The 14105-nt window shown below is 72.0% G+C and carries 14 protein-coding genes and 1 pseudogene; 4 read left to right on the forward strand and 11 right to left on the reverse strand.

Features of this window, described 5'->3' with window-relative positions:
- Positions 1 to 408 (reverse strand): helix-turn-helix domain-containing protein (locus ACWGH1_RS00005; RefSeq protein ID WP_453408257.1); only part of this gene is annotated, 408 nt, incomplete at its 3' end.
- Between the two features lie 398 nt (positions 409 to 806).
- Between ACWGH1_RS00005 and ACWGH1_RS00010 the strand changes: the two genes are divergently transcribed.
- The gene (locus ACWGH1_RS00010; protein ID WP_453357685.1) at positions 807 to 1229 is read left to right on the forward strand and encodes a secondary thiamine-phosphate synthase enzyme YjbQ; all 423 of its coding nucleotides are present in this window, start codon (positions 807 to 809) and stop codon (positions 1227 to 1229) included.
- Between the two features lie 32 nt (positions 1230 to 1261).
- Here ACWGH1_RS00010 and ACWGH1_RS00015 read toward each other — a convergent pair whose 3' ends face one another.
- Positions 1262 to 2110 (reverse strand): aldo/keto reductase, encoded by an 849-nt coding sequence (locus tag ACWGH1_RS00015; protein ID WP_453357686.1) that lies wholly within the window; start codon positions 2108 to 2110, stop codon positions 1262 to 1264.
- Between the two features lie 138 nt (positions 2111 to 2248).
- On the reverse strand, positions 2249 to 4108 hold the full coding sequence (locus ACWGH1_RS00020; RefSeq protein WP_453357156.1) for a M1 family aminopeptidase: 1860 nt from the start codon (positions 4106 to 4108) through the stop codon (positions 2249 to 2251).
- Positions 4109 to 4482: 374 nt separating this feature from the next.
- On the opposite strand from ACWGH1_RS00020, the gene ACWGH1_RS00025 reads away from it, so the two are divergent.
- Complete coding sequence (locus tag ACWGH1_RS00025; RefSeq protein ID WP_453357155.1) at positions 4483 to 4992, forward strand: hypothetical protein; 510 nt, start codon at positions 4483 to 4485, stop codon at positions 4990 to 4992.
- 76 nt (positions 4993 to 5068) lie between these two features.
- Here ACWGH1_RS00025 and ACWGH1_RS00030 read toward each other — a convergent pair whose 3' ends face one another.
- Together ACWGH1_RS00030 and ACWGH1_RS00035 are read right to left on the reverse strand one after the other, a co-directional pair.
- Complete coding sequence (locus ACWGH1_RS00030; RefSeq protein ID WP_453357721.1) at positions 5069 to 5230, reverse strand: hypothetical protein; 162 nt, start codon at positions 5228 to 5230, stop codon at positions 5069 to 5071.
- 201 nt (positions 5231 to 5431) lie between these two features.
- Positions 5432 to 6136: a ribonuclease H family protein gene (locus ACWGH1_RS00035; protein WP_453357722.1), complete on the reverse strand. Its 705-nt coding sequence runs from the start codon at positions 6134 to 6136 to the stop codon at positions 5432 to 5434.
- Positions 6137 to 6494: 358 nt separating this feature from the next.
- Between ACWGH1_RS00035 and ACWGH1_RS00040 the strand changes: the two are divergent.
- Positions 6495 to 7250 (forward strand): annotated as a pseudogene (locus tag ACWGH1_RS00040) (VanW family protein); the annotation flags it as partial.
- Positions 7251 to 7340: 90 nt separating this feature from the next.
- Positions 7341 to 9143 (forward strand): protein kinase domain-containing protein, encoded by a 1803-nt coding sequence (locus ACWGH1_RS00045; protein WP_453353403.1) that lies wholly within the window; start codon positions 7341 to 7343, stop codon positions 9141 to 9143.
- Positions 9144 to 9177: 34 nt separating this feature from the next.
- Here the strand turns inward: ACWGH1_RS00045 and ACWGH1_RS00050 are convergent, their stop codons facing one another.
- From ACWGH1_RS00050 to ACWGH1_RS00075, 6 genes are all read right to left on the reverse strand, one after another.
- A complete protein-coding gene (locus ACWGH1_RS00050) occupies positions 9178 to 9702 on the reverse strand; it encodes a DUF4232 domain-containing protein (RefSeq protein ID WP_453353404.1) in 525 nt (174 codons plus the stop codon).
- Between the two features lie 92 nt (positions 9703 to 9794).
- Positions 9795 to 10430 carry an anthrone oxygenase family protein gene (locus ACWGH1_RS00055; protein ID WP_453353405.1) on the reverse strand — a complete coding sequence of 212 codons (636 nt, stop codon included), beginning with the start codon at positions 10428 to 10430 and terminating at the stop codon, positions 9795 to 9797.
- Positions 10427 to 11449 (reverse strand): alpha/beta hydrolase, encoded by a 1023-nt coding sequence (locus tag ACWGH1_RS00060; protein WP_453353406.1) that lies wholly within the window; start codon positions 11447 to 11449, stop codon positions 10427 to 10429. Before ACWGH1_RS00060 ends, ACWGH1_RS00055 begins: the two co-directional genes overlap by 4 nt.
- Positions 11446 to 12168, reverse strand: a complete 723-nt coding sequence (locus ACWGH1_RS00065) for an indole-3-glycerol-phosphate synthase (RefSeq protein ID WP_453353407.1) — start codon at positions 12166 to 12168, stop codon at positions 11446 to 11448. Before ACWGH1_RS00065 ends, ACWGH1_RS00060 begins: the two co-directional genes overlap by 4 nt.
- Positions 12165 to 12911: a phosphoribosylanthranilate isomerase gene (locus ACWGH1_RS00070; protein WP_453353408.1), complete on the reverse strand. Its 747-nt coding sequence runs from the start codon at positions 12909 to 12911 to the stop codon at positions 12165 to 12167. The genes ACWGH1_RS00065 and ACWGH1_RS00070 overlap by 4 nt, the downstream gene beginning before the upstream one ends.
- Positions 12908 to 14059: an acyl-CoA dehydrogenase family protein gene (locus ACWGH1_RS00075; protein ID WP_453353409.1), complete on the reverse strand. Its 1152-nt coding sequence runs from the start codon at positions 14057 to 14059 to the stop codon at positions 12908 to 12910. The genes ACWGH1_RS00070 and ACWGH1_RS00075 overlap by 4 nt, the downstream gene beginning before the upstream one ends.
- Positions 14060 to 14105 lie beyond the last annotated feature (46 nt).

A 14105-nucleotide genomic window follows, 5' to 3' on the forward strand; every position in this document is an offset into this window, starting at 1 on the left:
GCACCTCTGGCGCCCCGGCCGGGGGGCCCGCCCCCCCGGCGGGGTTTCCGCGGGCGGGTCGGCCGGTGCGTCCTGTCCGGCGGTCGTCCCGCGGGCGGCGTCCGCACGGCGGAATGCGGCGTTGATGCGCTGGGCTTCGGCGAGCTGGTCTTCGAGGATGACGATCCGGCAGGCGGCCTCGATCGGAGTACCGGAGTCCACGAGCTCGCGGGCCCGGGCGGCGATCCGCAGCTGGTAGCGGGAGTAGCGGCGGTGGCCGCCCTGCGATCGCAGCGGGGTGATCAGGCGGGCTTCGCCGATCGCCCGGAGGAAGCCGGGGGTGGTACCGAGCATCTCGGCGGCCCTGCCCATGGTGTAGGCGGGGTAGTCGTCGTCGTCGAGACGCCCGAGTGAATTCTCTGCTGTCACTTTCACCTCTGCATGCGGAAATACGTCGAGGGGCCCTGGTGCCGTACGGCACCAGGGCCCCGAAGGAAATTCAACACCATCAGCCGGGCTTTACCGCTGCCGGCTCTTCATGTCCGCAGACTCCCGGGTGGTCCGGGCTGCGGGGATCGTGTATGCGTGACCGGGAACCACCTTCCCATCGGGGTCTTGCGGCGTCCGGGCGACTGCTGCCCGCCCGGACGGGTACTGCTTGACCTTGTCGACAAAAGAAACACTATACGGGCCAGAGGCTGATGTCTACTCCAGCAAGCATAGATTTTGGCGTTCACCTGTATGAGCCAATCACTCTCCGGCGCTGCCGGGGGCGGCCACGGGCCGGTGGCCGGGCGGTCCGGCGGCCGCGGGAGAAGATGGGCTGCATGGCAGACACCTTCACCACACGCACCCTGGAACTCACGACGGGTTCCGCCGAGACGGTCCACGACCTCACCGCCGCCTGCGCGCAGTTCCTGCGGGAGGCCGCCCGGGGCCGGGACGGGCTGCTCAACGTGTTCACCCCGCACGCGACGGCCGGGCTGGCCGTGATCGAGACGGGCGCCGGCAGCGATGACGACCTCCTGGAGGCGCTGCGTACGCTGCTGCCCGCCGACGACCGCTGGCGGCACCGGCACGGCTCGCCCGGGCACGGCCGCGACCACGTACTGCCCGCCCTGGTACCGCCGCACGCCACGCTGCCCGTGGTGGGCGGCGAACTGGCGCTCGGCACCTGGCAGTCGGTGGTCCTGGTGGACACCAACCGCGACAACCCGCGGCGGACCGTCCGGCTGTCGTTCCTCGGCTGACGCCGCGGCCGGCGACCGCAGCGCGCGGCGGGTCAGTCGTGCACGCGGGCGGTGCCGAGCCGACTGACCATGGCGGGGTCGCGGTGGTCGAAGAAGAGCGTCCGTCCGGTGTCCATGGCGGCGATGCGAGCCATCTCCCCGTCGGTCAGCGAGAAGTCGAATACGTCGAAGTTCTCGGCCATCCGGTCGGCGCGGACGGACTTGGGGATCACGATGACCTCGCGCTGGACGAGCCAGCGGAGCACGACCTGTGGCACGGACTTCCCGTGCTTCCCGGCGATGTCGCGCAGGACGGGGTGGGAGAAGAGGTCGCCTCGGCCCTCGGCGAAGGGGCCCCACGACTCGATCCGCACCCCGCGCTCGCGCATGAGTTCCTGATCGGCCGTGCGCTGGAAGAAGGGATGGGTCTCCACCTGGTTCACCGCGGGGGTGACCTCGTTGTGGTCGATGAGGTCGACGAGCCGGTCGGAGTAGAAGTTGGAGACTCCGATCGCCCGGACCCGGCCCTCGTGGTAGAGCCGCTGCATGGCGCGCCAGGAGCCGTAGACGTCGCCGAAGGGCTGGTGGATCAGGTACAGGTCGAGCTGTTCGAGGCCGAGCTTGCGCAGTGAGGTGCCGAAGGCGCGGCGGGCGTTCTCCTCGCCGGCGTCCTGGATCCACAGTTTGGTCGTGACGAACAGTTCTTCGCGCGGGATGCCGCTGTTCCTGATCGCCCGGCCGACGGCCTCCTCGTTCTGGTAGGCGGCCGCGGTGTCGAGCAGCCGGTATCCGGCGGCCAGCGCCTCGGTGACGGCCCGTTCGGTCTGCTCCGGCGGGATCTGGTACACGCCGAAGCCGAGGACCGGCATCTCGACGCCGTTGTTCAGGGTGACGGTCTGCATGGGACTTCCTTCCTGGGGGCCCGGCCGGTCGAACGCCCTCATGGCACAGTGGGCGCCGTCCGGCGCCCACTGTGCCATCGCGCCCGGGCCCGCGCCGTTCAGCGCGCGACCGGGCGCGGCGGAAGGTGCGTCCCGGCGTCAGCCGTCGATGCGGTGCTGGGTCCAGAAGGAGGTCAGGTCCGTGGTCGTGGCTGCCTGGGCGGCCGCCTTGAACTCCGCGGTGGTCGAGACGCCGTACCAGTGCGAGGTGGCGTAGTCCTTGAGCAGCTTGGCCATGACGCTGTCACCGAGGACGCGGCGCAGGTCGTGCAGCGCGCACTTGCCGTAGCCGTAGATCACGGTGGAGTACCGGGAGGAGTGGGCGTCCCAGTAGGCCATCGGGTTGGTGATCTTCTCCGCGGCCGACGCCCACGAGACGCTGCTCCAGCAGTTCGTGCCCGTCTTGTTCTGCGCCAGGTCGGTGGCGTAGTCGGTGAACGCCTCGTCGAGCCACGGGCTGGTGTACTCGTCGTCGCCGACGATGCCGTACCACCACTGATGGCCGATCTCGTGGGTGAGCGCCGTGGTGCTGACCAGGTCGAGGACGAACCCGGGGTATTCCATGCCGCCGAACCAGTAGTTGTTGTCGATCACCGCGTCCAGTTCGCCGTAAGGGTAGGCGCCGAACCTGGCCGCGTGGGCGTCCACGGCGGACTTGGCGGTGCTGAGCATCGACTGCGAGTCGGCGGAGCTGATGCCCGAAACGGAGTAGATGTTGACCGGGGTGCCGGCGGTCGAGGTGCCGGAGATCTTGGTGAAGGGGCCGGCCGCCCAGGCGAAGTCGCGGACCTTGGCGGCGGTGGCGGTGGTGACCGTACGGCCGCTGGTGCCGGGGGTGTCCACCGAGGTGCCGGTGGCCGGGACCAGGAGGGTGTTCGGGTGGTCGAGGGTCACCCGGAAGTCGGCGGCGAGGGAGTAGAACGACTCGCCGTTGTTGGTGTAGGGGTCCAGGTGCCAGCCGGCCGCGTCCTTGACCGCGAGCACGGGAAGGGCATTGCCGATGTTGTTGAACGCACCGTCATGGCCGAAGCGGTCGGCGCCGCTGGGGACGGTGATGCCCAGGTCGAAGCCGATGGTGGCGCTCTGACCCTGGGTCAGCGGCGCGGGCAGGGCGATCTGGAGGGCCGTGCAGCCGACCGAGAGCGCGCCCGCGGTGCCGCCGGTGACGTTGGTGACCCTGATGGGCATGGCGGAGCAGGTGCCGTGATAGTTGTCCCAGAGCCGCAGGTACACCTCGGTCAGCGCGGTGGCCGAGGCGTTGGTGAAGGTCGCACTCTCGTGGCCGCTCCAGACACTGCCGCTGGTGTCGCTGCTGAGGCTGACGGTGTACGAGGGGGCGGCAGGGGTACGGGTGGAGTCGCCGGGCGGCGTCGTGCCGCCGGCGGTGTCGAGGGCGACGTCGTCCACGACGAAGCTGGTCTGGAGGCTGGAGTCCTCCGTGCCGGTGAAGGCGAGGCTCACGGTCTGCCCGGCGAACGCCGAGACGTCGAACGACTTCTGGACGTACCCGGTGTTCTTGTCCAGGTTCGAGTAGGTCGCGAGCGTGGTACTGCCGATCTTCGCCGTCAGCTTGTCGTACTTGGTGGACGTGGTCGTCTCGGCGGTGTCGATGTGCAGCCAGAAGGTCAGGCTGGCTGAGCTGCAACCGGACGGGATGGTGACGCTCTGCGAGAGCGTGTCGGTGTGCGTGCTGCCCACGCCGTTCAGCCAGGCGAAGGCCGTGCCCGTGTGGGCGCTCTGGCCCGCGCGGCTGGTGATCACGCTCGTGGACGACTGGCTCCAGGGCGAAGTACCGGTCTCGAAGCCTCCGTTGCCGACGACCTGGGCGGGGGTACAGGCGGCGGCGCGGGGGGCCGCGGACGGCTCCGCCGCCGCCGGGGTGGTGCCGAGCGAGGCTGCGGCCAGCGCGGCGACCGTGAGCACGGTCGTGGCGAGGGCCTTGTGGGGGGTCGATCTCACACGGAACTCCTTTGCGGGGGCCGGGATTCCGGCCTGCTCGGTGACCGCTCGACCGGCTGGGTGGGCCGGAGGGCAGCCGCGGGCTGCGCGGATCGCTTGCGCGATCGCTGGGGTGAGATTCCTGGCCGCCTCCCCCGGGTCGGGGCGACGACTGGCGGAAGCCTGGCAGATTTGTCCGGAGCATGCCATCAGGCGCGAGTAAAAGTGTCCCCGCCTTCGACCCCGCCACCCTCCCCCGCCCCTTCCTCCGCACGGTTCAGCCGAGGCCGTCTGGCGGACCGGCGCGGACGTCGGGCACCATCTCCTTGCCGCTCCCTGGTTGCACCTGCACCGCCAACCCACCGTGCACGGCCACCCGCAGGAGACACACGCCGATGAAGCTCCGCCCGATCCTCACCGCCCTCACCCTCACCCTCGCCACCGTGGCCGCACCCGGCGTAGGGGTACTGGCCGGGGCCACCGAGGCCTACGCGGCCACCAAGATCAGCCACGCCACCGCCACCTCGATGTTCCGCAGCTCCGGGATCACCTGGTCCTCGTCGGGCGGCTGCTCCGACCGCAACAACCCCACGTGTACGTCGTTCGAGCAGCTCAACCTCTCCAGCGCCCAGGGCGCCCAGACGCTCAAGAGCGCCACCGGCTGCGCGCTCAACATCACCGGAGGCACGGAGACCGGGCACGCCGACGGGACGTACTCGCACTGGAACGGCTACAAGCTCGACTTCGCCAAGTCCACGTGCCTCGGCAACTACATCAAGAACACGTTCGCCTACATCGGTCCGCGCGGTGACGGAGCCCTCCAGTGGAAGTCCGGCTCCGGGAACGTCTACGCCGACGAGGGCAGCCACTGGGACGTCACCTACTACAACTGCGGCGGCTGCTGACCGCGCGCGGGCGCGGACACGACGAGGTCCCCGGGAGCGGCTCGCGCTCCCGGGGACGTCGGTCCGCAGCTGCGGTTCAGTCCTCGCCGAGGATGATGTGGTCCTCCGTGGTGCCCGTCTCCCGGACCGGCTCGGAACTCCCGCGGACCCGCTCCGCCGCCTGGCGGCGGGGTCCGGCGCGCTCCTCGGGCTGATCGGCTGCCCTGGTGGAGTCGTTCCGGATCGTGTTGCGCACCATGTCCAGCTCCTTCCTCTGGCCGTGGCGGGCGACGACGTGGCCCACCGGACCCTCCGCGCATCTCGTATGTGGCGTCCGCCGCGCGGTGCAGCGGCACGCACCCCACACTGTGACGGCCCGCACCGCGCCGCGCGCCCGCTGCGCGCCGATCGGGTGAAGCGCTCGCGCAGCCGCACGCCCGCCACGGCCGCACCCCGGCCCCTACGCCGGGGCGGCGCAGCCGGGGTGGCCCCAGCCCGAACCGTGCTTGGCGATCTCGTCCCCGGCCGCGTAGGCCGTTCCGCAGGGACAGGTGCCCTTGAACTTCGCCTTGATGGTCCGGGCTCCGCGGCCCGCGGAGGCCGGACGGGCGAAGGAGCTGCGGGCGGACGACGCGGGGGCTGAGGCCGTGCGGGCCGGGGAGGTACGGGCCGGGGCGGGCACCGGCATGGCGTGGTCCCCCAGCGCGGTGCCGGCGGGCCGCTGGCTGGTGGCGGCGTCGCTGGCGGCCTGGTCGGCGATCGCGTTCAGGTGGTCGCCGTCCTCGCGGTGGGCGGGGACGTAGCGGAACTCGACGTCGCGCTCGGCCAGCAGCGCGTCGATGCGCTCGACGAGTTCACGGTTGGCGACCGGCTTCCCGGCGGCCGTCTTCCACCCGTTGCGCTTCCACGCGGGCAACCACTGCGTCACCGCCTTCATGGCGTACTGGGAGTCCATCCGCACCTCGATCGCCGTCCCCGGGGCAACGGCCTCCAGCAGCTTCTCCAGCGCCGTGAGCTCGCCCACGTTGTTCGTGGCCCGGCCCAGTGCGCCGGCTTCCCAGCGCTCGGGCCGACCCTGCGCGTCGCCGATGACCCAGGCCCACGCGGCAGGCCCCGGATTCCCCTTCGCCGCCCCGTCGCAGGCGGCAATGATGCGTTCAGACATCCCCCGATCATGCCCCACCGGACTCCGTGCGACGGACCACCGCCCCGGCCGGCCACATCGGTCCTCCGGTACGTGAGACCGGGCACATTTTTATCCCTTTTGGTGCGATTAGCTCCAGGATTGTCGGTGGCCTGCGCCTCGATCCGAGTGGGCGCCGGACCCCACCGCGACATCCGCTACCGGGAGTGACATGCGACGCACACACCGTCGGACCGACACCAAGCGACTGGCCCTGACCTCGGCCGTGGCGGCCGCGGCCCTGGGCCTCGGCGGGCTCGCGGCGGGCTCGGCGGCCGCCGCGGGGAACGGACCCGGCGGTGTGCCGGGGCCCGGTAGCGCGGCCGCCGCCCCGGCCGGGCAGCAGATGTCCTCGTTCACGGTCAAGTTCCCCTCCGCTCCCTACCGCACCCACAACATCGCCCGGGCGGTGCAGCTGATCAACGGCTCCGTGGTCGCGCCGGGCGCGACCTGGAGCTTCAACGAGACGGTCGGCGAGCGCACGCCGGAGAACGGCTTCGTCGACGGCATCATGATCAACGACGGCCGGTACGTGAAGGCCCCCGGCGGCGGCATCTCGGCGGTCGCGACGACGATGTTCAACGCCATGTTCTTCGCGGGCCTCAAGCCCGTCGAGCACGGCGCCCACTCCTTCTACATCGAGCGCTATCCCGAAGGCCGCGAGGCCACGGTCGCCTGGGGCACCCTCGACCTGCGCTGGAAGAACGACTCGGGCCACCCCGTCCGGATCCGGGCCGCGTCCAGCGACACCTCGGTGACGATCGCCCTGCTCGGTACGAAGAAGTACGACGCGATACGCGCCACCAAGAGCCCCCGGACGCACCTCACCCCGCCGGCCAAGCGCACGGCCACCGGCGCCTCCTGTGAGGAGCAGAGCCCGCTGGAGGGCTTCGACGTCTCCGTCGACCGCGTCTTCGTCAAGGGCGGCCAGGAGCTCAGGCGCGAGACGTTCCGCACCCACTACACCCCGCGCGACGAGGTCACCTGCCTCCCGGAGCCCACCCCGGCCCCGGCAGCCCCGTCGGCTTCGGCGACTCCGGCCCCGCAGGACGTCCCGGCCGACACGACGGCCGCTCCCGCGCCGAGCGACGGCTGACCGCCCGGGCGAGCCACCACCGGCCGCCCCGCCCGCCGGCCCCGGTAAGGTGACCACGCGAATCGCGTACCGACGGGGGATTACAAGACAATGAGCGAGCCCGCAACCGCCCCGGTGTTCCAGCCACTTGGGCCCGATGACCCCACCATGGTCGCCGGTTACCGCCTCGCGGCCCGGCTCGGCGCCGGCGGCATGGGCAAGGTGTACCTGTCGCACACGCCCGGCGGGCGTCCCGTGGCGATCAAGGTGATCCGTCCCGAGTTCGCCGAAGACCCCCAGTTCCGGAGCCGGTTCCGACAGGAAGTGCAGTCCGCCCAGCGTGTGCAGGGCCTCTACACGGCCCCCGTCATCGACAGCGACACCGACGGTCCGACGCCCTGGCTGGCCACCGCCTACGTGCCGGGGCCCACCCTCGCCGCCGCCGTCGCCGAGAGCGGGCCGCTGCCCCCGCGCACGGTGCTCATGCTGGTCGCCGGCATCGCCGAGGCCCTCCAGGTCATCCACGGCGCGGGCATCGTACACCGGGACCTGAAACCCTCCAACGTACTGCTGGCTTCCGACGGCCCCCGGGTCATCGACTTCGGCATCGCGCGGGCCGCCGACACCACCTCCCTCACCGCGAGCGGGGTTTCCGTCGGCACTCCGTCGTTCATGTCCCCCGAGCAGGCGTCCGGTCGGGACGTCGGCAGGGCCACCGACGTGTTCGCGCTCGGACTGATCGCCGCCTTCGCGGCCCTCGGCACGTCCGTCTACGGCGACGGGCCCTCGCACGCGGTGCTCTACCGTATCGTCCACGAGGAACCCGAACTCGAAGGCCTGTCCGAAGAGTTGCGTCCGCTCGTCACGCGCTGTCTGGCCAAGGACCCGGCGGAGCGGGCCTCGTTGGCCCAGATCCTGGAGTTGTGCCGCAGCGCCGCCGACCAGACCCAACTGCGCCGCCCGGAGGACTGGCTGCCGCGGAGCGTCGCGGCGGAACTGGCGCAGCGGCCCGCGGTCCCCGCGCCGGTCGCCGAGCGCCCCGCCACCGGCCCGCACCCGGTGACCGCGCCCGACTACCCGGTCGCGCCTCCCGCCTACCAGCCGACGGTCACGGCGCAGCCGACGGCCGGCGCCACCGCCCACCCGACCCCGCCTTCCGGGCCCCCGGCGTACCGACCCGCGTCGACGCCGGGGCCGGTCACCGGGCCGCCGCCGGTGGCGCCCTCCGGCCCGTACGGGGGGCCGTACGGATACCCGCAGCCCCATCCGCAGCCTCATCCGCAACTGCACATGCAGCCGCCGCAACCGGCCGCCGGGGCCTCCGCCTCCGCCGGTCGTCGCGCCGGCATCGTCATCGCGTGCATCTTCGGGGGGCTGCTCCTGCTGGCCGGCTGTGGCGCCGTCGTCAACATGCTCGGGGACAAGGGCGCGAACAGCACGGCCCGCGGGAGCTCCGCTGCGCCGGGCGCCGCGCAATCCGGCGGGACCCAGCCCTCGGGCGGCGCTCAGCAGCCCCGGACGGACCCCAAACCGGCGCTGTACCAAGGGTTCCAGTTCCCCTCCGGATACCACCTGGAGTTCGGGGACGACCCGTTGCAGCCCCGCGATTCGAACTACGACGACCTCTACTTCTCGTGCGGGTCGGTCAACGACTGCACCCTCGGCGCCTACGGGTCCAAGCTGGTCGTCCTCGACGGCGGCGAAAAGGGATCGCTGGCCACCTGCCGGGCCGCCACCCGCTTCACCAGCCGTATCGCGGTCGGGTCGCTGTCCAAGGGCACGGAGCTGTGCGTGCGCACCAAGGCCGGCAACATCGCCCTCGTGGTGTACGGCGGTGCGTCCAGGCCCTCGGATCCCAGCACGTACATCACCATCGACGTCACCGTGTGGCGGGGGGCGGTCCGCGGCGACTGAGCCGGGTGACGGCGACGGGCGGTGCCCGCCGGGCTCAGGACCCGGCGGGCTGGAAGGCGGTGGCCCGGACCGTGTTGCCGCAGAGGGCGAACCCGTCTGCGTCGGCCGGGGCGAGCTGCTCCTTGATCCCCGCGAAGCCGACCACGAGCGAGGGGGCGACCGTCGGGTCCGCGCCGGAGGCGCAGTACCCGTCCGCCTCTCCCAGCACCGGGGTGAACGTCAGGTGGGTCACGGCCCGGCCCCCGGCGGCGAGTTGCACGGACCGCTCACTGCCCTGCCGCAGGACGGTCAGCGGCTTGTTCCGGTCCGGGGAGCCCTGGCCGGCGAGGGCGACGGTGGGAAAGCCCTTGAGCACGCAGGGCTTCGGTCCCTTGTTGGTCACGGTCACCGTGACCTGGGTGGAACCCGCCGCGCTCGCCGACAGCTGAGTGCCCTTGCAGACGGGCGCCGGGGCCGCAGCCGCCGACTGGGCGCCGGCCAGCGCCCCGGCGGACAGCACGGCTCCCAGCAGCAGCGAGCAGCAGGCGGCGGTCGTGCTCCTTCGTCCTGCACATTTCATGGCGGTTCTCCATGGTCCGTCCGGAACGCCGGGCTCTGCCCCTGCCTTCCAGCGTGGCACGCTGTCGCGTTCCCCGCTCCCCGGCCGGTGGATCAGCGGGTGGCGCGGCCGTACAGCACCAGGGCGCGGGACAGGGCGGTGAGGGCGACCGTGCACAGCAGCGTGCGGAGGATGTTCGTGGTGACCCAGGTGGTCTTGAACTTCTCGACGATCGCGAAGTCGGTCAGCTTCGTCGCGTCGCCCGCGTCCGCCAGTTCGTTGTTCAGCGGGATGTTGACGCTGAAAGTGATCACGAGGACGATGAAGTAGAGGACGGCCGCCACCCCGACCCAGACGGCGACGTTGCGGCGCCCCTTGCGGTATTCCAGGACCACCGAGATGACCGGCAGCAGCAGCGCGACCATGAAGGCCATGCCGAACAGGGGGTTGCCGTCGATGGCCGAGTTGAAGTTCTGCATGGCGGTGACGTAGGTCCGCTCGTCGGCCTTCGCGAGGCCGGGCATCACGGAGACGTCGAAGGCAAAGAAGAGACCGGCCATCAGGCCGAGCAGCACGGTCGAGACGAGGAGCAGGACCGTCGCGCCCTTGCCGCGTTCGGCCGGCGCGGCACCCGGCGCCGGCTGCTGGGGCTGGTGCTGCGGCTGGTACGGGGGCTGCTGGGCGTACGGGTTGTGGACGCCGGACTGGGGCGGGTGGGCCTGGGGGTTCCCGGCCGGATGTGTCGTCATTGGCTGCGTCCTCTTCTGGGTGCTTGGTGTGCTGCTCGCATCGGCGCGGACATCGCATCGTGGCATTCCCCGAGCCCCACGGCCACGGGGCGCCGACCGGCTCTCGAGCGTTCTTCGAGGGCCGGTGTCGCATGCTGTTCGGTCGGCCGCTGTCCGGCCGGGCCCGCGGACCCGCGGGCCCCGATGAGGCATTCCTCCAGGAAGGCCAGAACGCGCAGGTGGTAGGCCGGCGCGGTGTGGCCCAGGCTGAGGTTGTGCCCCGAGGCGGGCGCGTGCTCCACGGTCACCGAGGGGCACGCCGTCAGGCGGGCGGTCATCGCGGTCAGGGTGTGGGCGTCGAGCCTCCACCACCCCTCGTGTTCCGCGAAGGTCAGGCGGACCGGGATCCGGACGCGGGGGGCCAGCGCCTCGTACTGCCGGGGCCACCAGGGCGTGTCCGCCGACTCCCGGGGCGGGACGGACGCGAGCAGGGCGCGGCTCGCCTGGAAGGTCCCCGGCGGATAGAGGTTCAGGGGGCCCCAGTTGAGCCGGGTCGCACCGGCGCCGAGCGTCGAGGGGAAGTGCAGGGCCTCCGGGTGGTACTCGTAGCCCACGCCGGAGGCGTCCAGGCCCAGCAGCGGGACGGCCGGGGCGGTCGCCGCGGTGTGCAGGGCCACTTTGCCGCCGTCGGAGTGGCCGAGGAGGAAGACGCCGGCCCCGAGGGAGTGGGTCCGGGCGTGCTCCGCCAGGGCCCGGCGCAGCGTCTTCGCCTGCTCGGGCAGGGACTGGCCCTCGGGCAGCGCCGCCGCCGAGGTTCCGTAGCCGGGGCGGTCCACTGCGAGTACGGCGTGGCCGAGGGCGGTGGCCAGGGGGACGAAGGAGTCCCAGTACCGGGCCCGCATGCCCCGGCCGTGGATCGCCAGGATGGTGGAACGGGGGACGCCGCCTTCGGGCAGTGCGAGCAGCCCGGAGACGGCGGTGCCCGCGGCGTCGATCGTGCAGTGGCGGGCGGGGCCGGCCGGGTACGCCGATGTGGTCAACGGACCGCCAGTCCTCTCCGGGCGCCGCTCACCGCGTCCAGCCACTGCGCCGGAGAGTCGGTGCGCAGCAGCGAGGTGCCGACCAGGAGGCCGCCGAAGCCCGCGTCCAGCAGGCGGGCGGCCGTCGCCGGGCCGTCGATGCCGCTCGCGCTCACCGGGCAGGGGGTGCCGGTGGCGCGCACGGCCGGCAGGAGTCCGAGGCTGCGGCCGAGGTCGCCCGGATCGCGCTCGCGCGTCTTGATGTCCTTGTTGTTGACCGCGATCACGCACTCCTGGGCGTGCGGGACGGCTGCCAGTTCGGCTTCCGTGGTGATCTCGACGAAGGGGGTGAGGCCGGTCAGCAGGCACTGGGCCACCAGCTTGGCCAGGCTCGACACCGGAAGCAGCGCCGCCGTCAGGAGGACCGCCGACGCCCCCATCTCGCGGGCCGCGCCGAGCTGTTCCGTGCGGGTGATGAAGTCCTTCTGGAGGAGCGGCAGCCGGGTCAGCGCGGCGACCTGGCGCAGCAGTGCGTCCGAGCCGCCGAACCAACGGCCCGTCACCACGGAGACGCAGGGCGCGCCCGCGCTCTCGTACGCGCTCACGACCTCGGCCGGGGTGCGGCCGCCGAGCAGGTCGTGGCCGTGGGCGTCACGCTGTTTCACCTCCATCACGACGGGGGTGGGGGAAGCCAGGAGGGCGCGCAGGAAGGGGAATTCGGTCCGGTCGTACGTGGTCATCGCGACGGCTCCAGGTCGGCGGGCGGCTGGCGGCGGGCGGGGCCGGTGGCGGCCGTGCACCAGGCGCGGGCCAGGGCGGTGATCTCGGGGATGCCGAAGCCGCCGGTCAGCGGGGTGCGGGCGGCGGTGTCGACGTCGATCCCGCGGAAGCCCGGGGCGCGCACCACGTCCTCGTACCGGGGCCGGTTGGCCGGCTCCAGGCCGCCGGCCAGCAGGAACGGCCGTCTCATGCGGGGCAGCAGGGCCAGTACGTCGGCCGGGTCGAGGGCGTGTCCGGTGCTGCCGATCCGGCCGTCCCCGGTGGCCGCGTCGATGAGGAAGAGGTCGGTGCCGGCCCGCTCGTAGGCGCCGATCAGCGGGCGCTCGACGCAGCCCTTGCCGCCCGGCGCCAGGTGCAGCACCTTGACGATCACGACGTCCGGCGGGAGGGCTTCGCGCAGCGCCCGTACGGCCGCCGGTGACTGGTACGCGTGGAGCTGGATCCAGCCGGCCCCCGTGCGGCGGGCGAGCTCCGTAGTGGCGCGTGCGTCGGCGAGGAAGGTGACCAGGACCGGCAGCAGGCCGGCCGATCGGGCTGCGGACGCCAGGGCGGTGAGCGTGTCCGCAGCCAGTTCCCGGGGGCCGCCGGGAATCCCGTGCCAGAGCCCGACGCAGTCCGCACCGGCAGTGGCGGCGGCTTCGATGTCGTCCTGGTCCGTGGCCCCGCAGACCTTGAGCAGGGTGCGGGGCGGGGGGCCGCTCACCGGCCCGGCCCGAGGCCCAGCATCGAGGCGATGCGGTTGTACTGGATCTCGTTGGTGCCGGAGTAGACCGTGCCGCCCACGGCGTTGCGCACATCCTGCTCCAGCCCGTGCTCCGACATGTAGCCGTGGCCGCCGAAGATCTGTACGGCGGCGAGGCTGGTGGCGAGGTTGCTCTGGCTGGTGACGAGCTTGGCGATGGCGAGGTCCACGGTGACGTCCTCGCCGGCCTCCAGTTTCCCGCCCGTGTCGTAGAGCCACTTGCGGGCGCTCTCCAGCTGGATCTTCATGTCGACGATCTTGTTGGCGATCGACTGGTAGGAGCCGATCGCCCGGCCGAAGGAGTGGCGCGTCTTCGCATAGGCGACGCACCGGTCCAGCCGGTGGCTCATCTCGCCGGCGTTCACGACGAAGGAGAGGAGGATCTCCCGCTTCATGACGTGGTCGAGGACCATGAGGCCGCCCCCGACCCGGCCCAGTACCGCGCTCCTGGGCACGCGTACGTCGTCGAGGTACAGCTCGCACAGGGGCGAGGTGCGCAGTCCCATCTTCTTGCTCGGGCTGCCGGTGGTGAGACCGGGGGCGTCCCGGTCCACCAGGAACGCGGTGGTGCCGAGCGGACCGCCGTGCGGGTGCGTGCGGGCGTAGACCACGATCACGTCCGCGATCGGGCCGTTGCTGACGAACACCTTGCTGCCGTTCAGGACGAACGCGTCGCCGTCGCGGACCGCCCGGGTGGTCATCGCCATCGCGTCGGAGCCGCCCTCGGCCTCGGTGATGGCGTGGGCGCCGATCGCCTCGCCCGATGCGATCAGGGGCAGGTAGCGCCGTTTCTGGTCGTCGGTGCCGAAGTGCTGTACCGGGATTCCGGTCGAGCAGATCGATGTGGTGGCCGAGAAGCTCAGGCCGGAATCCCGGTTGTACTCGCCGAGCCCTTCCAGCGCGTACATGGTGGTGAGCAGCGACTGTCCGAGGCCGCCGTACTCCTCCTCGAAGGGCAGCGACAGGATGCCGGTCTCCCGCAGGAGTTTCCACTTGTCGTGCGGGAAGCGGCCCTGCTCGTCGAGTTCGATGTGGTCGGCGCTGAGCGCCTCTCCCCACCGTTCCAGGCCCTCGCGCAGATCGGTCTGATCGGTGTTCCAGCGGATCACGGCGGACCCCTTCCCTGAGTCGGTGGACGGCTCGGACGTCGTGCCG

It is taken from the genome of Streptomyces sp. NPDC054883 (assembly GCF_053610645.1).

Excerpts from the sequence above, each read along its gene's own strand:
- ACWGH1_RS00055 (WP_453353405.1), bottom strand. The coding sequence starts at position 10,430 with ATGACGACACATCCGGCCGGGAACCCCCAGGCCCACCCGCCCCAGTCC.
- ACWGH1_RS00015 (WP_453357686.1), bottom strand. The coding sequence starts at position 2,110 with ATGCAGACCGTCACCCTGAACAACGGCGTCGAGATGCCGGTCCTCGGC.
- ACWGH1_RS00010 (WP_453357685.1), top strand. The coding sequence starts at position 807 with ATGGCAGACACCTTCACCACACGCACCCTGGAACTCACGACGGGTTCC.
- ACWGH1_RS00045 (WP_453353403.1), top strand. The coding sequence starts at position 7,341 with ATGAGCGAGCCCGCAACCGCCCCGGTGTTCCAGCCACTTGGGCCCGAT.
- ACWGH1_RS00065 (WP_453353407.1), bottom strand. The coding sequence starts at position 12,168 with ATGACCACGTACGACCGGACCGAATTCCCCTTCCTGCGCGCCCTCCTG.
- ACWGH1_RS00025 (WP_453357155.1), top strand. The coding sequence starts at position 4,483 with ATGAAGCTCCGCCCGATCCTCACCGCCCTCACCCTCACCCTCGCCACC.
- ACWGH1_RS00050 (WP_453353404.1), bottom strand. The coding sequence starts at position 9,702 with ATGAAATGTGCAGGACGAAGGAGCACGACCGCCGCCTGCTGCTCGCTG.
- ACWGH1_RS00030 (WP_453357721.1), bottom strand. The coding sequence starts at position 5,230 with ATGGTGCGCAACACGATCCGGAACGACTCCACCAGGGCAGCCGATCAG.
- ACWGH1_RS00035 (WP_453357722.1), bottom strand. The coding sequence starts at position 6,136 with ATGTCTGAACGCATCATTGCCGCCTGCGACGGGGCGGCGAAGGGGAAT.